The 23682-nt window shown below is 71.4% G+C and carries 20 protein-coding genes; 13 read left to right on the top strand and 7 right to left on the bottom strand.

Features of this window, described 5'->3' with window-relative positions; all coding sequences use genetic code 11:
• Positions 1-21 precede the first annotated feature (21 nt).
• The 3 genes from ACZ4VI_RS00100 (at position 22) to ACZ4VI_RS00090 (ending at position 3148) form a co-directional block, all read left to right on the top strand.
• Entirely contained in the window at positions 22-1047 is a 1026-nt protein-coding gene (locus tag ACZ4VI_RS00100; protein WP_467995156.1) for a LacI family DNA-binding transcriptional regulator, read from the top strand.
• Positions 1048-1263: 216 nt separating this feature from the next.
• A complete protein-coding gene (locus ACZ4VI_RS00095) occupies positions 1264-1974 on the top strand; it encodes a cyclodityrosine synthase (RefSeq protein ID WP_467995155.1) in 711 nt (236 codons plus the stop codon).
• A complete protein-coding gene (locus ACZ4VI_RS00090; protein ID WP_467995154.1) occupies positions 1964-3148 on the top strand; it encodes a cytochrome P450 in 1185 nt (394 codons plus the stop codon). Before ACZ4VI_RS00095 ends, ACZ4VI_RS00090 begins: the two co-directional genes overlap by 11 nt.
• A 77-nt stretch (positions 3149-3225) precedes the next feature.
• Here ACZ4VI_RS00090 and ACZ4VI_RS00085 read toward each other — a convergent pair whose 3' ends face one another.
• Entirely contained in the window at positions 3226-3975 is a 750-nt protein-coding gene (locus ACZ4VI_RS00085) for a LysR substrate-binding domain-containing protein (protein WP_467995152.1), read from the bottom strand.
• A 58-nt stretch (positions 3976-4033) separates the two neighbouring features.
• Here ACZ4VI_RS00085 and ACZ4VI_RS00080 point away from each other — a divergent pair, with 58 nt between their 5' ends.
• The gene (locus ACZ4VI_RS00080; RefSeq protein ID WP_467995150.1) at positions 4034-4438 is read left to right on the top strand and encodes a DUF5997 family protein; all 405 of its coding nucleotides are present in this window, start codon (positions 4034-4036) and stop codon (positions 4436-4438) included.
• A 104-nt stretch (positions 4439-4542) separates the two neighbouring features.
• Here ACZ4VI_RS00080 and ACZ4VI_RS00075 read toward each other — a convergent pair whose 3' ends face one another.
• A complete protein-coding gene (locus ACZ4VI_RS00075) occupies positions 4543-5337 on the bottom strand; it encodes an SGNH/GDSL hydrolase family protein (RefSeq protein ID WP_467995148.1) in 795 nt (264 codons plus the stop codon).
• 130 nt (positions 5338-5467) lie between these two features.
• On the opposite strand from ACZ4VI_RS00075, the gene ACZ4VI_RS00070 reads away from it, so the two are divergent.
• A complete protein-coding gene (locus ACZ4VI_RS00070) occupies positions 5468-6130 on the top strand; it encodes a class I SAM-dependent methyltransferase (RefSeq protein ID WP_467995146.1) in 663 nt (220 codons plus the stop codon).
• Positions 6131-6134: 4 nt separating this feature from the next.
• On the opposite strand, the gene ACZ4VI_RS00065 is transcribed toward ACZ4VI_RS00070, so the two are convergent.
• Both ACZ4VI_RS00065 and ACZ4VI_RS00060 read right to left on the bottom strand, forming a co-directional pair.
• Positions 6135-6635 carry a nucleotide triphosphate diphosphatase NUDT15 gene (locus ACZ4VI_RS00065; protein WP_467995145.1) on the bottom strand — a complete coding sequence of 167 codons (501 nt, stop codon included), beginning with the start codon at positions 6633-6635 and terminating at the stop codon, positions 6135-6137.
• A gap of 143 nt (positions 6636-6778) precedes the next feature.
• Positions 6779-8143 carry a cytochrome P450 gene (locus tag ACZ4VI_RS00060; RefSeq protein ID WP_467995143.1) on the bottom strand — a complete coding sequence of 455 codons (1365 nt, stop codon included), beginning with the start codon at positions 8141-8143 and terminating at the stop codon, positions 6779-6781.
• Positions 8144-8288: 145 nt separating this feature from the next.
• Here ACZ4VI_RS00060 and ACZ4VI_RS00055 point away from each other — a divergent pair, with 145 nt between their 5' ends.
• Positions 8289-8873 (top strand): cysteine hydrolase family protein, encoded by a 585-nt coding sequence (locus tag ACZ4VI_RS00055; RefSeq protein ID WP_467995141.1) that lies wholly within the window; start codon positions 8289-8291, stop codon positions 8871-8873.
• Positions 8874-8889: 16 nt separating this feature from the next.
• On the opposite strand, the gene ACZ4VI_RS00050 is transcribed toward ACZ4VI_RS00055, so the two are convergent.
• On the bottom strand, positions 8890-10890 hold the full coding sequence (locus ACZ4VI_RS00050; RefSeq protein ID WP_467995139.1) for a hypothetical protein: 2001 nt from the start codon (positions 10888-10890) through the stop codon (positions 8890-8892).
• Between the two features lie 311 nt (positions 10891-11201).
• Here ACZ4VI_RS00050 and ACZ4VI_RS00045 point away from each other — a divergent pair, with 311 nt between their 5' ends.
• From ACZ4VI_RS00045 to ACZ4VI_RS00035, 3 genes are all read left to right on the top strand, one after another.
• Complete coding sequence (locus ACZ4VI_RS00045; RefSeq protein ID WP_467995137.1) at positions 11202-12062, top strand: endo alpha-1,4 polygalactosaminidase; 861 nt, start codon at positions 11202-11204, stop codon at positions 12060-12062.
• An 80-nt stretch (positions 12063-12142) separates the two neighbouring features.
• Positions 12143-12445 carry an ArsR/SmtB family transcription factor gene (locus ACZ4VI_RS00040; protein WP_467995135.1) on the top strand — a complete coding sequence of 101 codons (303 nt, stop codon included), beginning with the start codon at positions 12143-12145 and terminating at the stop codon, positions 12443-12445.
• Positions 12442-12834: a VOC family protein gene (locus ACZ4VI_RS00035; protein ID WP_467995134.1), complete on the top strand. Its 393-nt coding sequence runs from the start codon at positions 12442-12444 to the stop codon at positions 12832-12834. The genes ACZ4VI_RS00040 and ACZ4VI_RS00035 overlap by 4 nt, the downstream gene beginning before the upstream one ends.
• Before the next feature lie 133 nt (positions 12835-12967).
• On the opposite strand, the gene ACZ4VI_RS00030 is transcribed toward ACZ4VI_RS00035, so the two are convergent.
• Together ACZ4VI_RS00030 and argG are read right to left on the bottom strand one after the other, a co-directional pair.
• Positions 12968-15097, bottom strand: coding sequence for a hypothetical protein (locus tag ACZ4VI_RS00030; RefSeq protein ID WP_467995132.1), 2130 nt, complete (start codon positions 15095-15097; stop codon positions 12968-12970).
• 178 nt (positions 15098-15275) lie between these two features.
• On the bottom strand, positions 15276-16721 hold the full coding sequence (argG, locus tag ACZ4VI_RS00025; protein WP_467995130.1) for an argininosuccinate synthase: 1446 nt from the start codon (positions 16719-16721) through the stop codon (positions 15276-15278).
• An 861-nt stretch (positions 16722-17582) separates the two neighbouring features.
• On the opposite strand from argG, the gene ACZ4VI_RS00020 reads away from it, so the two are divergent.
• From ACZ4VI_RS00020 to ACZ4VI_RS00005, 4 genes are all read left to right on the top strand, one after another.
• A complete protein-coding gene (locus ACZ4VI_RS00020) occupies positions 17583-17966 on the top strand; it encodes a hypothetical protein (RefSeq protein WP_467995128.1) in 384 nt (127 codons plus the stop codon).
• Positions 17967-18150: 184 nt separating this feature from the next.
• Positions 18151-21900, top strand: a complete 3750-nt coding sequence (locus ACZ4VI_RS00015) for a S8 family peptidase (protein WP_467995126.1) — start codon at positions 18151-18153, stop codon at positions 21898-21900.
• 113 nt (positions 21901-22013) lie between these two features.
• Entirely contained in the window at positions 22014-23006 is a 993-nt protein-coding gene (locus ACZ4VI_RS00010; RefSeq protein WP_467995124.1) for a helix-turn-helix domain-containing protein, read from the top strand.
• A 79-nt stretch (positions 23007-23085) separates the two neighbouring features.
• Positions 23086-23490, top strand: coding sequence for a hypothetical protein (locus ACZ4VI_RS00005; protein ID WP_467995122.1), 405 nt, complete (start codon positions 23086-23088; stop codon positions 23488-23490).
• Positions 23491-23682: the final 192 nt, after the last annotated feature.

Below are 23682 nucleotides of genomic sequence, written 5' to 3'. Positions count from 1 at the left end.
GGGGAACAAGGGGAACTGAGCATGAGCATTCCAGCGGGCAGGCGCCGCCCGGCCACCATCCACGACGTGGCACGCGAGGCAGGGGTCTCGCGCGGCACGGTCTCGCGCGTCCTCAACGGCGGGCACTACGTCAGCCCCACCGCCAAGGCGGCCGTCGACGCCGCGATCCGCAGAACGGGCTACGTCGTGAACCGGCACGCCCGCTCGCTGATCACCGGCAAGTCGGACTCGGTGGCGTTCCTGCTGACCGAGCCTCAGGAGCGGTTCTTCGAGGATCCCAACTTCAACGTGCTGCTCCGGGCCTGTACGCAGGCGCTCGCCGCGCGGGACATCCCGCTGCTGCTGATGATCGCGGGCACGGACGACGAACGCCGGCGCAACCTGCGCTACATCGAGGCGGGCCACGTGGACGGTGTCCTGCTGGTCTCCAGCCACTCCGGGGAGCCGGTCGTCGCCCAGCTCCACGAGGCCGGAGTCCCGGTCGTCGCCTGCGGCAAGCCGCTCGGCCAGACGGCGAAGATCGGTTATGTGGCGGCGGACGACCGGGACGGCGCACGGGACATGGTGCGGCATCTGTACGAGACGGGCCGGCGCCGGATCGCCACCGTCACCGGCCCCCCGGACACCCCGGGCGGCGTCGAGCGCCTGGCCGGATACCGCGAGACGCTCGCCGCGTGCGGACTGCCCGTCGACGAGACGCTGATCGTCACCGGCGACTACAGCCGGGCGAGCGGAGCGGCGGCCGCCACCAGGCTCCTGGAGCGCGCACCCGACATCGACGCCGTGTTCGTGGCCTCGGACCTCATGGCGCAGGGGGTGCTCGACACCCTCGACCGCGCCGGCCGCCGCGTGCCCGAGGACATCGCCGTGGGCGGCTTCGACGACTCGCCGGCCGCACTGTCCTCCCGCCCGCCGCTCACCACGATCCGTCAGCCCTGGGACCGCATCAGCACCGAGATGGTCCGCACCCTGCTCGCGCGGATAGCCGGCGAGGAGCCCGCCACGGTCATCCTGCCGACGGAACTCGTGCGCAGAGAGTCGACCTGACGGGCCGTCACCGGCGCCCGCGACCGCGCCGATGACCGGAACGCACCGCTCCAAACCGGGGCGGTGCGTCAATTCCCGTCACGTACCGAAGGTATTCGGCCACCTCGTCGGCAGAATCGTGACTCTGCGGAGATCACCGGTAACTTCATGCCGTCGCCGCCACACCAGGGGCACAAGGCCCCGACGGGACTAGCGGCCCGAAGGACAACTCCTCACTTGACGACGACAGCGACCGACAGCTTCAAGGTCCAGCCGTACACGCAGCACTGCCAAGTGATCCACACCGAAGGCGCCCACGCGGTCATCGGCATCTCCCCGGGCAACGGTTACTTCTCCGCCCAGCGGGTGGCCGACCTCGCCGCCTGGGGACTCCGGAACTTCGAGCAGGTCGACCTCATCTACACCGACCTGCACGTCGCCGACATGTACGAGGCCCTCGGCTACCCGCCGGACGAGGCCCGCCGCAAGACGGTCAAGAACCTCCGCGGCGTCCGCGCCAAGGTCAACAACGCCGTCGCCGCCACCGACCCCGGCGGCGAACGGCTCCGAGGGCGCCCCATGTCCGCGCTCCTCGACATCCCCGCCTACCGGCACCTGCGCAAGCACCTGGACGACCTGCTCGCCACCGACGCCGAGTTCCTCGCCACCTGCGACAAGCTCGTCACGGCGTTCCTCTCCTCCAAGGTCCTCGAAGGACAGGCCCCCACCGCCCGCCAGCGCGAGGTCTGCCTCCAGTACATCTGCGCCGAGGCACCGCTCTTCCTGGACACCCCCGCGATCCTCGGGGTCCCGTCCTCCCTCAACTGCTACCACCAGCTCCTGCCGATGGCCGAACTCCTCTACTCCAGAGGCTCCGGACTGCGCGCCTCCCGCAACCAGGGCCACGCCATCGTCAGCGCGATCCCCGGAGACCACGATGACCACTGACACGCTGATCGACTTCCCGTTCTCCGCCCGCGGCGACCGCCTCCCGCCCGAGATCGAGTCCCTGCGCGCCGAGCCGGTCAAACGGGTCCGTACCATCGCCGGCGACGAAGCCTGGCTGGTCTCCTCCTACGAGCTCTGCAAGCAGGTCCTCGAAGACCCGAGGTTCTCGCTCAAGGACACCTCGGCGCCCGGAGTGCCCAGGCAGTACGCGCTGACCATCCCGCCCGAGGTGGTCAACAACATGGGCAACATCACCGGCGCCGGCCTGCGCAAGGCCGTCCTCAAGGCCATCAACCCCAAGACGGACGGCCTCACGGACTGGATGCGCGACCACGCCGCCACGCTGGCCGACGGACTCCTCGCCTACGGCCCGCCCGTCGACCTCCGGGGCCGGTTCACCAGCCCGTACGCGGAGCACCTGCACTGCAGGATCCTCGGCATACCCGAGTCCGACGCACCGCGCCTCGCCGCCAGCCTGGACATCGCGTTCATGAACTCCGCCTGCCCCGTCACGGGCGCCCGGCTCAACTGGGACCGCGACATCGCGTACATGGTCGAGCGGCTCGACGACCCGGCCACGACCGGCCTCATGGCCGAACTCGCCGCCCTGCGCGGCAACCCCGACTACGCCCATCTGACCGACGAGATGCTCGCCACGGTCGGCGTCACCTTCTTCGGCGCGGGCGTCATCTCCACCATGGGCTTCCTCACCATGGCCCTCTTCTCCCTGCTCCAGAACCCCGACGTCTGGGAGCGGCTCCGGGCCGAACCCGACCGGATCCCCGCCGCCGTGGACGAGCTGCTCCGGATCAACCTGTCCATCGCCGACGGACTGCCCCGGCTCGCGCTCGAGGACGTCACGCTCGGGGACGTCGAGGTACGGAAGGGAGAACTCCTGCTCGTCCTCGTCGAGGCCGCCAACACCGACCCCGACGTCTTCCCCGACCCGCACACCGTGGACATCGCCCGGCCGAACGCCGGCACCCACCTCTCCTTCGGCGGCGGCGGTCACTACTGCCCGGCCACGGCCCTCGGGAAGAAGCACACCGAGATCGCCCTGGAGGTCCTGCTCGACCGGATGCCCGACCTCCACCTGGCGGTCCCCGTCGACCAACTGGTCTGGCGCACCCGCTTCATGAAGCGCATCCCCGAACGCCTGCCGGTCGCCTGGTGACCACTGCCTGACCGCTCGCCCGCCGCCCGCCGTCGCCCCCGGTCACCCGCCGGGGGCGACGGCGTGCCCCTCGGCGGCTACGCCCTGCGGCGGGGCTTGCCGGGCTTGCTGCCGCGCTTGACGTTCTTCGAACCCTTGGCTGCCGGTCTGCCCCCGGTGCTCTTCTCCGGACGCTTGGCCTTTGCCTTGGCCTTGGGCTGCGGGGGAGTCGGGGGACGGCCCCGGGTGCTGTTCACGGTCCGGCCGCGCACGATCCCGATGAAGTGCTCCACCAGGTCAGGGGTCGTCTCGGCCTGCGGCCAGGACAGTCCGACCCGCGACTCCGGGGTGTCCGACAGGGGACGGTAGGTGAGGTCCTTGCGGTGGTGCAGCCGCGCGAGCGACTGCGGGACCACGAGCAGCCCCACCCCGGCCGCGACGAGCTCGATCGCGTCCGCCGTCGTCGCCGGGCGCTCCAGCGCCGGCAGCCCCGGCGGGCGCTCCCAGTCGAGGGTGTCGTCGAGCGGATGCAGCACGATCTCGTCCGCCAGATCCTCGGGCGACACCTCCTCGACCGTCGCCACCACGTGGTCCTTCGGGACCACGACCACGGTCGTCTCGGTGTACAGGGGGATCGCGCTGAGATCCGTACGGTCGACCGGCAGGCGCACGAAACCCGCGTCCGCGCCGCCGCCCCGCAGCAGCTCGAAGGCTTCGCCGGCCGGCACCTGGACAAGGGTCAGCGGGACGTCCGGCAGCCGCTCGTTCCAGATCCGCACCCACTTCGTGGGCGTCACTCCCGGTACGTACGCGAGCCGGAACGAGGAGGGTTCTTCCTGGCCAGTCACCCCGCCAGGTTACCGGTCGTGGTCAGAGGTAGCTCACACGCTCGATACCCTTGACACCATGACGTCGCACCAGACCGCCCAGACGATGAAGCCCGCGACCGCGGCGAAGAAGCTGGGTGTGTACCTCGAGGCCACCCCCGCCGAGTTCCAGGAGGGTGTCGTCTCGCGCACCGAGCTGAACGCCCTGCAGACCGATCCGCCCGAGTGGCTCCGCGAGCTCCGCCGCAACGGCCCCCACCCCCGGCCGGTGATCGCGGCCAAGCTCGGCATCTCCATCTCCGGTCTCGCCCGGGGCGGCATCACCGAGGCCCTCACCACCGAGCAGATCGAGGCGCTGAAGCAGGAAGCCCCCGAGTGGCTCCAGAAGGAGCGCGCCACCCAGGCCGAGGTCCGCAAGGAAGCCGCCCGCATCAAGGAGAAGCAGGCCGAGAAGGCCGCGAGGACCGACCGCGCGGACTCCTGACGCTACTGCCTCCCTCCCGGCCGGACCGGCTCCAGCGCGGGACGCTTGGCCGTGCGGCCCTCCCCGGAGGGCCGGCCGCGCGGACTCCTGACACCATCTGGCCGCTACTGCCTCCCTCCCGGCCGTACCGGCTCCAGCGCGGGACGCTTGGCCGTGCGGCCCTCCCCGGAAGAGCGGCCGCGCAGGCGCCTGCCGATCCACGGGCCGAGGAAGCCCACGACCCACCGCGCCTCGTCGAGCGCCCTCCGCGGGCCGGACGGCGGGGTGCCCGGCAGCGCCGGCAGCGGACGGGTCCAGGCGTCGTCGCTGCCGGGAAGGCCGAGGGCCTCGGCCACCGCGGCGGCGATGCGCTTGTGACCGAGCGGACTGGCGTGGAGCCGGTCCGGGCTCCACAGCCGGGCGTCGGTCACCACCGGATGGTGGAACGTCTCGGCGACCGCGACGCCGTGCCGCGCCGCCGCCTCACGGATGCGCGCGTTGAGCGCGGTGACCCGCGAGCCGAGCGGGCGCGCAAGCGGGATGATCCGCCCGGCGTCCGGAAACGTCACCGTCGCCACGCGCGCGCCCTGGGCGGTGAGCGCGGCGAACATCGCCTCCAGATGACCGGCCACCTCGTCGGCGTCGAACCGCGGCCGGAGCAGGTCGTTCATCCCCGCGACCACGGTGGCCACGTCCGGGCGCAGCGCGAGCGCCGGCCCGAGCTGCTCGGCCCGCACCTGCCCGGCCAGCCGGCCCCGCACGGCCAGGTTGGCGTAGACGAGTCCGGGGCTGCAGGCCGCCAGCGACTCCGCGAGCCGGTCGGCACAGCCGCGCAGGCCGGTGATGTCGTCGCCGTCCCCGAGGCCTTCGGTCTGACTGTCGCCCAGGGCGACGTAACGCGTGTACGGGCCGGTGTGCATGAGCCTGCTGCTCCTCCGTGCGGCGGGGTGCCCCGGACGGCACGCCTCGACGGTATTCAACACCGTACCTATTCAATTCCGCGACTAGGGTGGAGAGCCCACTGTCAGTGGCCGCTGCGAAGATCGACGGATGACCGATCGCACAGCGGCCATCGCCGCCTACTGGGACGCCGCCGCAGCGGCCTTCGACGACGAACCGGACCACGGGCTGCGGGCGGACCGCACCCGCGATGCGTGGGCCCGGCTCCTGGACACCTGGTTGCCACCCGGACCGGCCGACGTCCTGGACATCGGATGCGGGACGGGTTCGCTGTCCTTGCTCCTCGCCGCGGCGGGGCACCGGGTGACGGGCGTCGACCTGGCGCCCAACATGGTGGAACAGGCGCGCGCGAAGCTCACGGCCGCGGGCTTCGCGGGCCGTTTCCTGTCGGGCGACGCGATGGCGCCGCCGACCGGAGCGGCGCGGTTCGACGTCGTCCTGTCACGGCATCTGCTGTGGACCCTGCCCGACCCCGAGGCCGCCCTGCGCGCGTGGATCAGCCGTCTGCGACCCGGCGGCCGGCTGGTCCTCGTCGAGGGGCGCTGGCGCGAGTCGGGCCAGAGCGGTGTGCCGTACGTCGCCGGAGCCGAGTCGCTGCCGTGGAACGGCGGAATCGGGGCCGAGGACCTCGCCGCGGCCGTGCGGCCCCTCGTCTCCCGCCTGCGCGTCGAACCGCTCGACGGGGATCGGGACAGCGACCTGTGGGGGAGGCGGGTGGACGACGAACGGTACGCGCTGATCGCCGAGGTCTGATCCGTCACCACTGACGCACCACGTGGTAGCGGTGGAACGGGCCCTCCTCGATGGGCAGTTCGGGAAGCCAGGTCCTGAGCGCCTGCGCGGACGGCGTGAACAGCGGCCTGGGGAGGCGATCGAGCGGGGTCCACTCCCAGCGCAGGATCTTGTCCGGCTCCGCGACGGCCGGGGTGCCCGTGAAGGCCCGTACCACCGCCACCGCCGTCAGCCGGGTGAGCTCCGTGGAGGTCAGCGAGTCCAGCAGGATCCCGACGACCTCCACATCGGCGACCTCGGCCACGAGCGTGGTCTCCTCGGCGAGTTCACGGACGGCCGCCTGTTCGATGGACTCGCCCGGATCGACCTTCCCGCCGGGCAGCTCCCACGCGCCCGTCGGGTGCAGCCCGAGCAGGACCCGCCCGGCCTCGTCGGTCACCACGACACCGGCCCCGAGCGAGGCCTGAGCGGTCGGCGGCTGGGCGTTGCGGTGGGGCATGGGCGGCGGCTGGTCGGCAGGGCGCAAGACGACTCCTCGTACGGACGGGGACACGTGTCGTCCACCAGCCAACACCACGCCCGCCTACGCGCCGTGGCGGGCGCCCCGACGCGGCGACGCCGCGAAGCGTCCGCCTGCCCGCCCGACAAGCCCGGAGCCGGAGCGACGTGTCACGACACGGGCAAGGAGGCCTCGCTCACCCGCACTTCGAGCGGTGCCCGGAACGACAGCAGGTCCAGAACGGGCGGGGGCGGCGCGCCCGGGGCGAGGAGAAGTGCAGGGAGGCGCCGGGCCGCCGCGCGAAGGGCGACCGCGGCTTCCGTACGGGCCAGGGACGCGCCCGGGCAGCGGTGGCGGCCCGCGCCGAAGGACAGGTGGTGGCGGACGTTGGCGCGGAAGGGGCGCAGCTCCTCCGGGGCGTCGAAGACCGCCGGGTCGGAGCCGCTGCCCATGAGCATCAGCAGCAACTCGGCACCGGCGGGGAGCCGTACGCCGCCCAGTTCCACCGGCCCCGCCGTCACCCGGCGCCAGGTCGTCACGGGCGGCTCGCGGCGCAGCACCTCCTCGACCCACGCCTCGGCCAGGCCCTCCTCGTGCGCCGCCCGCCGCCACAGACCGGGTTCGGCGAGCGCGCTGCACAGGACCGTGGCGATGAGCTGGCCGGTCGTGGACTGGCCGGCGATGAAGACGAAGAAGCACGCGCCGACGGCCGTCTGGACGTCCACCGGCTCGCCGTCCGGAAGGCGGTGGCGGGCCAGCGCTCCGACGAAACTGTCCGGCGGGGCCGTCCGGTCGGCCACGAGCGCCGTCAGCCACTGATGGAACTCGCCGACGAGCACGGCGAGTTCGAGCTGCCGCTCCGGCGCCGGCCGTCCGTAGAAGAGTTCCAGCGACGCGTCGCTCCAGCGCACCAGCGTCTCGGGATCGAGACCGTCGATTCCCAGGAGCTCCATCATGACCCGGCAGGGCAGCGTGTGCGCGAACGCGCCGAACAGGTCGCTGTCGCCCTGCTCGTCGATCTCCGCCCGTACGGTGTTCAGCAGTTCGCCGGCGACCCGCTCGATTACGGGAACCGCCGCCGCGACCCGCTGGGCGTTGAAGAACCGGGTGACCACGCGGCGCAGCCCGGCGTGGCTCGCGGTCGCGTTGTTCGCCAGTGCGGGCCGCAGCCGGAAGCCCGCGCGGGCGAGCATCCGGAGAGCCGGAACGCCCAGCGGGGTGACCGCGTGCTGGGCGTTGTCCGGCCGGAACGCCTCCGGATCGAGCAGCACCCGGCGGATGTCCTCGTACCGGCTGACCAGCCACAGCCCGGTGGCCGCGTCGCGATGGACCGGGGCGTCGGCCCGCAGCGTGTCCAGCCACGGGTACGGGTCGCCGACGAAGTCCGCACCGAACAGGTCGAGCGGGCCGAGCGGGCCGAGCAGGTCGAGCGGCCGGGGCGGCGAGCCGCCGGCGCCGGTCGCCCCACCGTACGGGCAGGGGCCGGCCGGGCCCGTCGGGGAAGCGGGCACGGGCCCGCCGGGGGCGGATGTCACGCTCGCGGACGCTAGCACGCGGCCGCACGCCTACCGGCCGGTCTGTGCGGCGGATCACGTCGGGATCCGCGCAGGCCAGAGGCGGTGCGACGGCTTTGTCCACAAGCTCCCGCTCCTGCCCGTCACACAGGCCAGAATGACCCCCATGACCCTTCGCGAGAATCCCGTAGAGGCGCTGCTGGTGGTGGACGTCCAGTCGGCCTTCGTCACCGGCCCCGGGGCCGTACCGGAGGCGGACCGTCTCCTGGACCGCACGGCCCGGTTGATCGCGCGGGCACGCGAGAACGGATCGCTGGTCGTCCACGTACAGAACGACGGCCCTCCGGGAGCGGACTGCGAACCCCACACCCCCGGCTGGGAACTCCACCATCGCGTCGAGCCCGGCCCCGCCGAGGTGGTGATCCGCAAGGTCAGGGACGACAGCTTCGAAGGGACGTCACTGGGAGAGCTGTTGACGCGCGCGGGCGTCCGCTCGCTCGCCGTCAGCGGCATGATGTCCGAGATGTGCGTCCAGGCGACGGCCCGCACGGCCCTGGCGCTCGGCTACCGCGTGGTCCTCCCGTACGACGCCCACGCCACACACGACATCCCCGCGGCCGCCGGAATCAGCGACGCGGTCCCGGCCGCCACGGTGTCCCGGGTGGCGGCCTGGGCCCTCAGCCGCGAGGCCGACACCACCACCCCGACATCGTCCGTCACCTTCACCTCACCACCCACGCGCCCGTCCTGACCCCATGGCCGCGGTCCTACGATGAGCGAGGGAGGCCGAGAGAGGTGGGGGCACCGGTCGACTTCAGGAAGAGCGAGCCCGACGTGTCCGTCTTCGACGCGTTCACACCGGCGTTCGGGGCCTTGCTGTAGTCGACGTTCTCCTTGCCCGCCCAGTCCAGGATCGTCGCGCCGTTCTCGGCCAGGTGCTGGTACGCCGACGGGTCGGCGGCCGAGCTGCCGATCTGGTACAGGCGCCGGCGGTCGGGGTAGTACGGCTGGTACGCGCCGCCGGCCGCGGTCTGCTTGCTGAGGTCGTTGCCGTAGAAGACGTTCTGCGGGCCGGTGGCACCGGACCACTTGACGGCCTTGGGGCCCGCGCCCCACCAGATCGGCCACCAGGTCGAGGGGTCGGGGTCGGTGCCGCCCTCGCCGCCGCAGTTGACGCGACAGTTCTGCGAGGAGTTCTCGAAGGGGACCGCGGCCCTGTTGTTCTCGAACAGGTTGCGACGCTCCCAGCCACCGTGCAGGTTCAGGTCGCTGTCGAAGTCGTTGCCGATCGCGACGTTGTTCGACGCGGACCACTGGAAGGTGAAGTGGCGCAGGTTACGGCTGGTGTTGTACGCGTACAGCGAGTCCCAGACGCGGGAGCCGCGGAAGTAGCCGTTGCCGCCCTTGCCCTTGTTCCAGGAGCCGTCGAAGGACGACTCCTGGACCTGGATGTTCTTGGCGCTCTCGGTGACGACGGCGTGCGAGCCCGTCATCTCCGTGCCGACCCGGCGGATCCAGCTGTTGGCGGCCCACTTCAGGACGATGCCGTGCTGCGCGTACTCCGGGGCGATATTGCCGAAGTTGGTCGTGGCGTCGGCGGGGGTGACGTCGTACGTGCCGCCGCCGAGCTTGGGCATGCCGTCGAGCTCCTGGGTGATGCTGAGGTCCTCGATGCCGACGCCCTGGACGACCTTGAGCGGGGTGACGCGGCTCGGATAGACGGTTCCGCCGATCGCGGCCGAGCCGTCGGAGGTCGAGTTGAGCGGGAGGTCGTACTCGAGGGGCTTGTCCAGGGTGAGGTTCTTGCCCCTGGCGTCCACGGCGGCGATCTGGAAGATCTGCTGCCGCATGTGCAGGTTCACGTACGTGGACGAGTCCGTAACCGTCTGCCGCTGGTAGAACTTTGCCGTGTTCGCCGCGCCGACCCAGAGATGGCCGCCGACCTTGAAGCGCGACATGTCCGCGGCGGTAGCGAGCTTGATCCGTGTGGAGCCGATCGCCGAGCCCTCCCGCAGGGGGACTCCGCTCGCCCAGTGCTGGTTCACACTGCCCTCGAAGAGGTCCCTGCGGTTGGCCGGCGCGGAGGCATGGTCGGTCGCGTACTTCGACGAGACCTCGCGGATCTGCACGCGGAGCAGGCCGCGACCCGGCCAGGTCCAGCCGCCCTTGCCGGCCCCGTGGGTCATCGCGTCCTCGTCCCAGTCACTGCCGTCGGCGGTGAGGGTGTCGTAACGGGTGTCGACGTCGGGACGGAAGGCGAGCGTCGTCTGCCCCATTCCCGCGCCCCGGAGCACCATGTAGTCGGCGTCCAGGGCCAGTTGACGCGTCACCAGGATCCGGCCGACCGGCAGGGTGATCGAGGACAGCCTGGTGTAGCCGGCCGAGGGGGTGCAGGTGGTCCTGATCGCGTCGACGGCCCGCTGGAGGCCCGTCGTGGCGTCGCTGCCATCGGCGCGTACGCCGTACTGGGAGGCGAGCTCGGCGGCCGTGATGTGACAGGCCGCGTCGGGGTTGGCCTCGGCGGGGCCCGGGAGCGCGGCGCCGCCCCGGTATCCGGCCTTGCTCCAGTCGGGCAGTCCGGGGATGGGCGCCCGCCGGTTGGCACTGGTCAGGTCGGGTATCGCGGCGGCCGTCGTGGTGACGGCCTGGTCGTCGACCGAGCCGGCGGCGGTGGCACCGGCCAGGCCGGTGATCCCGGTCAGCGCGGTGGCGAGGGCTGCGGTGAGCGCGAGGGGGCGAAACCGGCCTGGCCAGTGTGTATATGACATCCGACGTCCTCGGGGTGAGTGCTGCACGAAGGGGTTCAGCCAATGGTTAGGAAATATTCCTAACCATTGCGCGGGAGGGTAGAGACGGTCGAGGGGTGGCGCAAGCCCTTCGACACGAACCGCAGATGTGACCTCAGTTCAGATACGCGTGTGTCGAAGGGGTTTGGAACCCCGCTCCGGCGCGCGCGTGCGCGGCCAGGGTGCCGATGAAGGCCGAGGCGAGCGGGCCGCCGGGCCTCCTGACGTGCCGAGCGCCGGGCGGCGTGCCTCATCACGAGCGCGGCCGTACGGTGGGCCCTGTGATCGTCCGCATGCCCCGCCCCCTCCTGAGCGCCCTGTCGGCCCTGGCCCTGGTCGGCCTCCTCGCCGCCGCCGCGGCCGGATGCGCGTCGTCCGGTGACGGAGGGAGCGGAGGCGACTCCGCCCCGACCTCACCGCCGCCCGCCGGCCGCGAGGTGGTCCCGCCCGAGCCCCACGTCGGCTTCGACTACCAGATCGGGGGCCCGTACCCGCCACCCCCCGAAGTGGGCGCGGTCTCCCGGGACCGCACGGCGAAGCCGGCCCTCGGGCTGTACAACATCTGCTACGTCAACGCCTTTCAGGCCCAGCCGGACGCCACCGACTGGTGGCAGGAGAACCACCCCGACCTCCTCCTCCGGGACGCCGAAGGGGAACCGGTCGTCGACCAGGACTGGGACGAGGTCCTCTTCGACGTCTCCACACCGGCCAAGCGCGAGCGGCTCGCCGCGATCGTCGGCGAGTGGATCGACGGCTGCGCCGCCGCCGGCTACCAGGCGGTGGAGGCGGACAACCTCGACTCGTACGAGCGCTCCGAGGGCCGCCTCACGCGCGAACACGACCTCGCCTTCGCCCGGTTGCTCGTCGACCGCGCCCACGCGGCCGGACTCGCGATCGGGCAGAAGAACGCCGCCGAACTCGCCCAGCGGGGCCGGAACCTCGGCTTCGACTTCGCGGTCGCCGAGGAGTGCGGCCAGTACGACGAATGCGGCCCGTACGCGACCGCCTTCGACAACCGGGTCCTGGTCATCGAGTACGAGCCCGCCGGACTCGCACGGGTATGCGCCCGGTGGGGCCGGATCCTCTCCATCGTCCTGCGCGACACCGACGTCCGCCCCGCCGGTGAAACGGGGTACGTCCGCTCGACCTGCTGACGGGTGTGGCGTGACCGGTGCCGCCGAGCCGCAAGCACCTCGACTTGATAGGCAAGTGATAGCTTGCCTATCCTGTGGTCGTGGCCGACGACCTCTTCAAAGCCCTGGCCGACCCCACCCGCCGCACCATCCTCGACGAGCTCACGGAGAAGTCCGGACAGACACTGTTCGAGATCTGCTCGCGGCTGAGCATGAAGCATCAGCTCGGCATCACACGTCAGGCGGTCTCCCAGCACCTCGCCGTGCTGGAGGCGGCCGGGCTCGTCGAGACCAGGCGGGAGGGCCGCTACAAGTTCCACGACCTGAACACGGCCCCGCTGCGGCAGATAGCCGAGCGATGGCTCGTACCCGACCCATCCGGACCGGAGGAGAGCACCCCATGAAGATCCATCTGACCAGCGTCTTCGTCGACGACCAGGCCAAAGCCGAGCGCTTCTACACCGAAATCCTCGGTTTCGTGAAGAAGCACGACGTTCCGCTGGGTGAGAAGGACCGATGGCTGACCGTCGTCTCGCCCGACGAGCCCGGCGGCACCGAGCTCCTCCTGGAGCCCGCCGGCCACCCGGCCGTCAAGCCCTACCGCGACGCGCTCGTCCAGGACGGCATCCCGCTCGCCCAGTTCGCCGTCGACGACGTGAAGGCGGAGTACGACCGCCTGCGCGGGCTCGGCGTCCGCTTCACCCAGGAGCCCCTGGAGATGGGCCCCGTCACCACCGCCGTCTTCGACGACACCTGCGGCAACCTGATCCAGATCGCGACCCAGCCGCAGTAGAACATCAGGCCGCCCGGAGCGTGGTCAGCCACGCCGTCCTGAGTGCTGTCCTGGACGGGGCCGTACGCGGCGGTGAAGAAGCCGTTGGCCGGGCAGGCGCCGGGGCCGGTGGCCTGCGTCGAGACCGTCGGGCTCAAGGCCGCAGCCGATGGAGCATGTCGCGTGCCAGAGCGAGATGGCGATGTCCGGGCTCCAGGACTCGACCCGCCTCGTCGAGGATCCGAGCGAGTTCCTCCCGCGCCTCCTCACTCCGGCCCACCGTGACCAGGCCCTCGGCCCGTTGAAGCCGGGTGTGTACGACATGAGGGTGCTCGCGACCCAGAACCCGGCCGCGTTCCGCCACCAGCCGCGTGAACTCCGCGAGCGCCTCGTCGGCGCGGCCGGCCTGCGCGGCGAAGGCCGCCCGGGTGCTGCGTATCGCGAGTGTGTGCGGGTCCTCCGGCCCCAGCGCCCGCTCGGCGTCGGCCAGGAGCTCTCGGAGCCGCCCCTCGGCTTCCCCGAGATCGCCGTGCTGAGCGGAGAACCAGATGAGGCTGCGCCGTACCGCCAGGGCCTGAGGATGATCGTGCCCTGTCAGCCGTACCCGATCCGCCAGAAGGGCGCGCAGACGCGCCTCGGCCAGAGCCGTCTCACCCGCTTCCCCCAGGAAGTAGGCCTCCTGGTGGCGTGCAGCCAGCGTGTCCGTGTGCTCGGGCCCCAGGGCCGCGGTGGCCTCATCCACCAGCCGGCCGAACGCCTCGGCGGCCTCGTGGGCGTCACCGGCCTCGCCCAGGAAGAACGCCCACTGATGGAACGCGGCCAGCGTCTCGGGATGACGCGGCCCGAGCTCGGCCCGCCGCCGCGCCACGATGCTCTCGAGCTCCCCGGCGGCCTGCCGGGGACGGCCCCGGTCCCCGACCACGATCGCCAGCAGGAAGTCCGCTCCCACCACACTCCCCGCGCGGGCGCGTTCGAGCGCCGCGGCCGCCCGTGCCAGCTGGCCTGCCTGATGGGCGACGAGCCCCAAGTCGTAGGCGTCGGCGGGTTCGACCCGGGAGAGCAGCGCCTCCCACAGATGGTCCGGAACGGCAGGCAGATTCGGCGCGGCCAGCAGATAGTCGAAGGCGACATAGCCCTGGCTGTAGTTCCCGACCAGGAGTCCGCTGGTGGCGTAGGCGGGCCGGCACGCCCACGACATCGCCTCGGCGAACGGCTCGGGCTGCAGATCGGGACCGCCGCGCTCGGCGAGATAGGGAAGATGGAGATCCCGCAGCCACTCCCTGCTGGCCGGCCGCCGCAGTCCCACCCGGCGGCAGTCGACGGCCGCCGCGACCACGGCCGCGCCCCGCGGGTTGGCCCCCGGCGCCCAGGCGTTCTGCCACGCCGTCAACAACTCCGGCCCGGCCGCCACCACTTCCGCGATCCCGAACCGGTCGCAGCTCTCCAGCGCCAGCCTGATCCGCGGATCCTCCCGGTGCGCCGCGGCCCGCAACTGCTCCGCCGCGGACCAGTGTCGCTCCAGACGGATCTTCACCGCGGCGTTCAGCACATCGCGCTCGACTCGCCAGGCGTCCCGGTCGGACCCCGTCAGCCTGCTCTCCTCGCGGGCGTCGTACTGGCGGAACTCCTCCGACCGCATCGTGGCCACCACCACGACGCGCCCGCCCCGCGCGCGTGACAGCCGGGCCAGCGTCGACGCGGTGACGCCCCCGGCGCCCAGATACTTCTCCAGATCGTCCAGCCACAGGACGGCACGGCGGCCGCGCCCGGCCGCCTCCACCGCGGGGCCGAGATCCGTCCGGTCCATGGGGCGGACGAACGCGTGACGCGGGAATCGGGACCGTACGACCTCGTACGCCAGACGCGTCTTGCCGGCGGTCGATTCACCGACGATGAGGACGAAACTCCCGTCCTGCAGCGCCTGTCGCAGCAGGGGCTCGGCGTCGCGTTCCACATAGGGCGGTGGAAGGCGCGGGTGGAGGGGGTGGTGTCCCTCCGCGGGGTGGACGCCGGCGATTTCAGGACGGTCCACCTCTTCGACCCGGGGGACGCGTCCCGACGCCGTGCGGACGAGCGTGTCGGCAGGAGCGTCGTCGTGCTGCGGCTGCATCCGGTCGGCGACGAGCGTGTAGAGGGTCGTGACGGCCGCACCGATACCGGTGGCGAGCGGGCCGGAAGTCCACGTGGCGGCAAGCGCCAGCGCGGACGCGCCGATGCCCACGGCCGTCACGTACCTCAGCCAGCCCCGAGCCCCGCTGCCTGCCTGGCGCAGAAACAGTGACACGCTGCCCCCATCGCGTGACGTGGTCTCCCATTCTCACCAGGGGGCCGCCGATGTCGAGGGGCAACCGCGCCACATCCGGACGAGGACCGGCCGATCCGGCGAAGGCCGTTCCGGCACACGGCACCGAGGGCGCGGGGTGCCGTGTGCCGGAACGGCCTTGAGGACGGCCGCCGGGCGATCAGTCGGTACCGGACTCCATGGCCGCCCGGTCGAGCAGCGCGTCGTCTGCGGAGACCTCGCCGCGCGAGGCGATCGCCTCGGCGCCGCCCTGGGGCATGCTGCCGATCAGCCCGGTCGCGGCCGCCTGGGCGGCACCGATGGCCGGACCGGCCGTGCCGATGAGGCCGAGTTCGGCGTACTGTTCCAGCTTGGCGCGCGAGTCCGCGATGTCGAGGTTACGCATCGTGAGCTGGCCGATCCGGTCCACCGGGCCGAACGCGGAGTCCTCGGTACGCTCCATGGACAGCTTGTCCGGGTGGTAGCTGAACGCCGGGCCCCTGGTGTCGAGGATCGAGTAGTCCTCGCCGCGCCGCAGCCGCAGTGTGACCTCGCCGGTGACGGCCGCGCCGACCCAGCGCTGCAGCGACTCACGGATCATCAGCGCCTGCGGGTCGAGCCAGCGGCCCTCGTACATCAGCCGGCCAAGGCGCCGTCCCTCGTTGTGGTACTGAGCGAGGGTGTCCTCGTTGTGGATGGCGTTGACGAGGCGCTCGTACGCCGCGTGCAGGAGGGCCATGCCGGGCGCCTCGTAGATGCCGCGGCTCTTGGCCTCGATGATCCGGTTCTCGATCTGGTCCGACATGCCCATGCCGTGGCGGCCGCCGATCGCGTTCGCCTCCATGACGAGGGCGACCGGGGAGGCGAACTCCTTGCCGTTGATCGTCACCGGCCGGCCCTGGTCGAAGCCGATCGTCACGTCCTCGGCGGCGATCTCGACCGACGGGTCCCAGAACCGCACGCCCATGATCGGCTCCACGGTCTCCACACCGGTGTCGAGGTGCTCGAGGATCTTGGCCTCGTGGGTGGCACCCCAGATGTTGGCGTCGGTGGAGTAGGCCTTCTCGGTGCTGTCCCGGTAAGGCAGGCCGTGCGCGACCAGCCACTCGGACATCTCCGTGCGGCCGCCGAGCTCGGTCACGAAGTCCGCGTCGAGCCAGGGCTTGTAGATCCGCAGGTGCGGGTTGGCGAGCAGGCCGTACCGGTAGAACCGCTCGATGTCGTTGCCCTTGAAGGTCGAGCCGTCGCCCCAGATCTGCACGTCGTCCTCGAGCATCGCCCGCACCAGAAGGGTGCCGGTGACCGCGCGGCCGAGCGGCGTGGTGTTGAAATAGGCGCGCCCGCCCGAGCGGATGTGGAACGCCCCACAGGTGAGCGCGGCCAGACCTTCCTCGACCAGCGCCGCACGACAGTCGACCAGCCGGGCGATCTCGGCGCCGTAGGTCTTGGCGCGACCGGGCACGGAGGCGATGTCGGGCTCGTCGTACTGGCCGATGTCGGCGGTGTACGTGCAGGGGACGGCGCCCTTGTCACGCATCCAGGCGACGGCGACCGACGTGTCGAGCCCGCCGGAGAAGGCGATTCCGACCCGCTCGCCGGAAGGAAGGGAGGTGAGGACCTTAGACATAGGAAGATTATGCATCATCCCGCATGATCATGCAAAGCCGCTCTTCGGCACGGAACAGGCCGTACGGATCACGTGGCGGGCAGATCGAGCTGGAACGCCCGGGTGCGCCGATAGGAGCGGAAGCCCAGCTCCCGGTTGACCGCCGGCATATGGAGCCCTCACCGACCGGATCAACGAACTCGCCCTCGACCCGGCGATGCTCGCCGACTTCGCCCGGGTCCGCGCCATCGTCGAGCCGGACCGAGGGGCGCCGAAACGCGCGAGCCGCATCCTCCTCGAATGCGCCGACCGGATCGGCGCTTCCACCGATCTCGCCCCGGTACTGGCCGAGGCCGTCCAGACGGCACAGTCCGCCGGCGACGCGGAGCTAATGGCGGCGACGACGAGAGCGATGGCCGGCCTGGCCTGGAACAGGGAAACGATCCGGCGCGCGCCCGCCGAGGACGGCGGTTCTACTCGCTTCGCCGAGAGGATCCTCGCAGGGACGTTCCGCCAACTCGTCGCCGATCACCGCACCGCTCTCGCCGACGCCACCGCCTGCGTGGACGACTGCCGGGCGCAGGACGTGGTCGGCTGGCTCCCCACCGCGCTCCACCTGCTCGCCGAGACCCACCTGTCCCCACGCGCAACGAGCCCTCGGCCTGCTCGACCTCGGCCTCGGCCACGCCGAGCGTGCGCTCGCACACCTGGAGGCGGCCAGGGCCCGCGTGGGCCACCCGTCCTGTCGGCCTTCCTCCTGCCCGATCTCGTCGAGGCCGCGACACGCGCCGGACAGCCGGACCGCGCGGCGGAGCCGGTCGCGCACCTGGTGCGATGGGCCGAGGCCGCCCACCGGCCCGCGGCCACCGTGCTCTCCCGTCGGTGCCAGGCACTGACCGCCCCAAGGACGAGACCGAGCAGCACTTCGCCGCGGCCCTGCACCACCACGGCGAGAGGTCCAGTCAGCCGTTCGAACAGGCCCGCACCCATGTGCTGTACGGAGAGTGGCTCCGCCGCGAGCGCCGCCGAACCGAAGCCCGCCGCCATCTTCGCGCCGCACTGGAGACGTTCGGGGAACTCGGCGCCCGGCCATGGGCGTCCAGGGCACGCACCGAACTACAGGCCGCCGGCGAGGCCGTCGGCCAGGACAGCCGGCCGCATGTGCTGCTCGATCGCACCGTCAGCCACCACCGCTACCGCGCCTTCCCCAAACTCGACATCACCTCCCGCACCGAACTACCCCAGCTCCTCGGCCAGAACAACTGAACCGGTACCACCCTGACGAGCGAGAAGGAGGCTCTTTCAGCGCCTCGCTGCACTGGATATTTCGCGCATGACCACGGAGCTTGCCCGGATTCGCGTGGTGCAGGACTGGCAAGTGCTTGCCATGGCGAGGACTTGCCGCCACCTGGCCTTCACCTCGGCGGCAACCGGCCGATAAACCCATGGCATGTTCTTCCCCTCGCACTCATCCGCCTTCCGGCGCAGGCGCTGGCAGCTGATCTCGGCCGCCACCGCGGTGCCGCTGCTGGCATCGGGTCTCGCGGTTCTGCAAGCGCCCGCACAAGCCGCTCCGAGCAAGCCCCCCGTTCCCGCCAAGCCTTCGGCGACCCACAAGGTCACCCTGGTCACCGGCGACGTCGTCACGGTCACCACGATGGCCGACGGCAAGCAGACGGCCGACGTCGACCGGCCGGACAGCGCCGTCGGCGGCGTGAAAGTCCAGGAGATCAAGGGCGACTTGTTCGTCATCCCGGACGAGGCCGCGCCGCTCCTCGGCACGGACAAACTGGACCGGCGGCTGTTCAACGTCACCGACCTGATCGAGATGGGTTACGACGACGCGAAGTCGGCCGCCGTCCCGCTGATCGCGACGTACACCCAGCCGAAGTCCCGCGCGGCCGTCGAGCCGACGGCGCCCCGGGGCAGCAAGCTGACCCGCAAGCTCAAGGGCATCCGCGGCGCCGCCCTCAGCACCGACAAGCGGCAGGCCCGCACCTTCTGGACCGACCTCGCGCCGCAGGACGTCGCCCCGCAGGACGGCGCGACGTTGGGCGCGGGTGTGGCCAAGCTGTGGCTCGACGGCCGTGTGAAGGCCAACCTGAAGGAGAGCGTGCCGCTGATCGGCGCGCCCGAGGCCTGGGCGGCCGGCCACACCGGGAAGGGCGTCAAGGTCGCGGTGCTCGACACCGGCATCGACGCCGACCACCCAGACTTCGCAGGCCTGATCGACGGCACGGCCAGCTTCGTACCGGGCGAGGCCGTCACCGACGTCAACGGGCACGGCACGCACGTGGCCGGCACGATCGTCGGTTCGGGCGCCGCGTCCGCAGGCGACAACAAGGGCGTCGCACCCGGCGCCGACCTGTTCGTCGGCAAGGTGCTCGGCGGCGAGGAGGGCTACGGCCAGGACTCCTGGGTCATGGCCGGCATGCAGTGGGCCGCCGAGTCCGGCGCCGACGTCGTCAACATGAGCCTCGGCGACTCCTATCCGACCGACGGCAGCGACCCGATGTCGCAGACGGTCGACGCGCTGTCCGCGCAGTACGGCACGCTGTTCGTCATAGCCGCCGGCAACTCGGGCCCGGAGAGCATCTCCGCCCCGGGCGCCGCCGCCTCGGCGCTGACCGTGGCCGCCACGGACAAGGAAGACCGGCTCGCGTCCTTCTCCAGCACCGGCCCGCTGGCGTACTCCGGCGGCATGAAGCCGGACCTCGCGGCGCCCGGCGTGGACATCACCGCGGCCCGCTCCCAGGAGATGACCGACGGCGGAGAGGGCCTCTACCGCACCATCAGCGGCACCTCGATGGCCACCCCGCACGTCGCCGGCGCGGCGGCGGTCCTGGCCCAGCAGCACCCGGACTGGACCGGCGCGCAGCTCAAGGAACACCTGATGAGCACCGCGAAGGGCCTGGACGGCGGGTACTCGCCGTACGAGGTCGGCACCGGCCGTCTCGACGTGGCCGCCGCCGTGCGCACCACGGTCCGCGCCACCGGATCGCTCTTCTTCGGCAACTACACCTGGCCGCACGAGCCGAGCGACGTCGCCGTCACGAAGGACCTGACCTTCACCAACACCGGTTCCGCCGACGTCACGCTGAACCTGGCGCTGAGCGACGGCGACGGCCCGTTCACGCTCGGCGCCACCACGGTCACCGTCCCGGCGGGCGGAAAGGCGACCGTCCCGGTGACCGGTGACCCGCAGACCGCCCCGGCCGGCCGGCACGTCGGCTACGTGACGGCCACCGACGCGGCCACCGGACAGCCGGTGACCCGTACGTCCGTGGCGCTGCTCGAGGAGGAGGAGCGCTACGACCTGAACATCAAGCTGGTCGGCCGGGACGGCAAGCCCGCCGCCGGCTGGGTCGGCATCAACCTGGCAGGCGATTCCTGGCCGTGGAATGTCTACGTCGACGGCTCGACCACCATGCGCATGCCACCCGGCCTGTACACCGTCGCGGGGTACCTCGACGTGGCCGGCGAGAAGGCGGACCGCTCGGGCCTCGCCGTGCTGGTCGACCCGGAGACCGTGCTCAGGGACGGCTCCGCCGACGTCGTACTGGACGCGAGCAAGGCCCGCCTCCTGCAGACCGAGGCGCCCGAGCGCACCGAGGACCAGCAGCGCAAGGTCGACTTCAACGTCCACTACAAGGACCACGACCCGTACTTCGACTACCGCAGCGCGTACGTGCTGCCGCCGACGTACGACGACGTCTACGTCACACCGACAGAGCCCATGAAGCAGGGCGAGTTCATGCTGATCACCCGCTGGCGCAAGGGCGAACCGCAGCTCACCCTGAGCACTCCGGGCGGCCGGCTCGAATTCGAGACGCTGGTGCAGGCGGGCAGCGCCCTGGGCACCGCCACGGACAGGCTGGACGCCGTCCACGCGGGCAACGGCGCGGCGGCCGCGTACGAGAACGTCACGGCCGAGGGCAAGATCGTCGTCATCGAGCGCAGCGACGAGGTCTCGCCGCAGGAGCGCACCGAGGCCGCCGTCGCGGCCGGCGCCAAGGCGCTGATCGTGGTCAACGACGGTGTCGGTGCCCTGATGGAGTACGTCGGCCAGTCGGCCATCCCGGTCGCCACCGTGCACCGCGACGAGGGCAAGGCCCTCGTCTCGATGGCCAAGGCCGGCACGCTCAAACTGACCGTGAAGCAGACCGAGTTCACGCCGTTCGTCTACGACCTGACCCGGGACTACCCTGGCCAGGTGCCGGACCGGGCCCTGGTCTACAAGCCGACCAAGAATGACCTCGCCCGCATCGACGCCCGCTACTACGCGGCTGCGGGCGGCCGGCTGGCGGAAGGCTACCGCTCCGACTTCACCCTCAGCCCGTCCTTCAACTTCCCCGAGATCGAGTGGCACCCGGGCACCCGCACCGAATGGGTGACCCCGGGCCAGGTCTGGCGGGAGTTCCACGCGCAGGGCATCGACGGAAACCTGCCGTGGGTGATGGTGTCGGGCGACAACACGTACGCCAAGGGCAGCACCACCCGCCTGGACTGGTTCGCTCCGGCGACCCGCCCCGGCCAGAGCGAGTCCTTCGGTGTGTACAACTCCCGCTGGCAGAACTACATGACCTGGAACGTGCAGGCGTGGGCCTCCGCCAGCGACACCATGCGGCTCGGCGGCTACCTGCCGTGGGGAGAGACGCCGTCCCACCTCCAGGTCTTCCAGGGCGACACACTGATCCACGACAACCCGGTCAGCGGAGACATGCAATGGCATGAGGTACCTGCGGGCAACCTCCCCTACCGCGCCGTCCTCGACGTGGAGCGGCCCGCTGAGGCCTTCCGCCTGTCGACGCGCACCCACACCGATTGGACGTTCATGTCCGACACCGTCGACTCGGACTTCTTCGAGCGGTTCTCCGTCCTGAACCTGGACTACAAGCTGGAGACGGACCTCCACGGCGACCTCAAGGCCAACGCCACCCAGCAGATCGCGCTCAAGCCGGTGTCCATGGACCTCGGCACCGTGCCGGGCACTGTCACCACGGTGACGCTGGACGTCTCGTACGACGACGGCGCCACCTGGCAGAAGGTGACCCTCACCAAGCGCGCTGACGGCTCCTGGACGGGCTCGTTCCGGACCGCCAAGAAGCCCGGCGGCTTCGTCTCACTCCGCGCGAGCGCCGGGACGGACAGCGGCTACAGCGTCAAGAACGAGATCATCCGGGCGTACGGCCTGCGATGAACCGCACGAGCGGGCCCCGGGGCGGCGACTCCCCGGGGCCCTCCCCGTCACACCCGTTCCCGCCATGGCACATACTCTCCCCGCTGCGCCAAGCGGAAGAGAGACGGTCGCCGATGCTGGATGTTCTGGGCCTCGACCCTGATGACGAGCGCGTCTACCGGGCGCTGCTCGGACGGCCGAACTCCACCGCGACGCTGCTCTCGGATGTGCTGGCCGTATCGCAGGCCGACGTGGACAAGGCCTTGTCCCGCCTGCTCGGATGGGGCCTGGTGACCAGGTCGGCGGACGAGCGGTTCACCGCCGCACCGCCTGCCATGGCACTCGGCGCTCTCATCAGCCAGCGCCGGGACGGGCTGCGTCTGGCCGAGCAGGCACTGGTGACCTTCGCCGAGGAACACCGGGCGGCGATGACCGGGAACAGCATCAGCGACCTGATCGAGGTCGTCACGGGCGTCGACGCCATCCGCCATCGCTTCCTCCAGGTCCAGCAGGCGGCCCGCACACAGGTCCGGAGCTTCATCACCGCACCGTTCGTCGCCCTGCCACCCGACGAGAACACGGCCGAACCCGTGGCCATCGGCCGCGGCGTGCAGTTCCGGGCCGTACTGGACCGGGCCGTGCTGGCAGAACCGGGCATCATCGACGACGCGATCGATTCCCTTCACAAGGGCGTACAACTCCGTGTCGCCGACCAGCTCCCGATGAAACTCGTCCTGGCCGACGCCGACCTCGGCCTCGTCCCGCTCGCGGTCACCCCGGACGGAGAGCCCGGCGCCGTACTGCTGCACCGCAGCGGCCTGCTGGACGCGCTGGACGCCCTGTTCGAGACGGTATGGCGCACCGCCCACCCGCTCGCGCTCTCGGCCACCGGGGGAGAGGCCGAACCCACCGTCGGGCTCGTCGCGGAAGGCCCCACCGACCTCGACCGAAGAATCCTCGGGCTCCTCCTGGCAGGCCTGACCGACCTGACGGCCGCAACCCAGCTCGGCCTCTCCCCGCGCACGCTGCACCGACGCCTGCGCCACCTCATGGACCTGGCCGGAGTCCGGACCCGGATGCAGCTCGGCGGGCACGCCGTCCGACACGGCTGGGTGGACCCGCGCTGACCGTCGGACCCGCTCCGTTTGACGGCACCCCTCGTCCGGCGTACTCCGGAAGAGGGGGAAAGCGGAGAGGAGTCTCATCATGCTCGGCGACCTGATCGGCGAGGAACTGGGAGAAACCACGGGAATCAGGGTGCTCTCCACCGAAGGCGGCCACCCCGTCATGGAGTCATCCTTCCAGGCGACCGGCACGCTCCTGGGCGTCGCCGTCAAGGACATGGGCACGTACGAATCGGTCGTACGCCCCGACGGCACGCTCTTCGGAGAAGGCCAGGGCGTGTCGATGACCAGGGAAGGCGAGACAGCCACCTGGCACGGCTCCGGCGTCGGCCACTTCGACGATTCCGGCGCGGTGGACTGGCGCGGCGCCGTCTTCTTCGAGTCCGCCGCCGCGAAGTTCGCCCCACTCAACGGAATCGCCGGCGTCTTCGAGTTCCACGTGGACGAGAGCGGCAAGTTGACGGCGAAGCTGTACGAGTGGAAGTAACCCCATAGGGGCTCACGGCTGGGGATGCGCGACACATCCACCTGCGCGTGCACGCCGACCTTAAGGTCGCCGTCCGCGGCGGCCGCGTCGCCGCCGGCGGCCTCCTCGTCGAGCAGTTCTTCGGCGGCGCACCCGTCCCCAGCGCCTGCCTCGGCGACGGCTGCGTGGCCCCCGAAGAAACGCGGCGACCAC

This window comes from Streptomyces sp. NPDC029169 (assembly GCF_055563935.1).
Note: the sequence above shows the minus strand (reverse complement) of the source record. Positions and strands in the feature narration are given on the sequence as shown.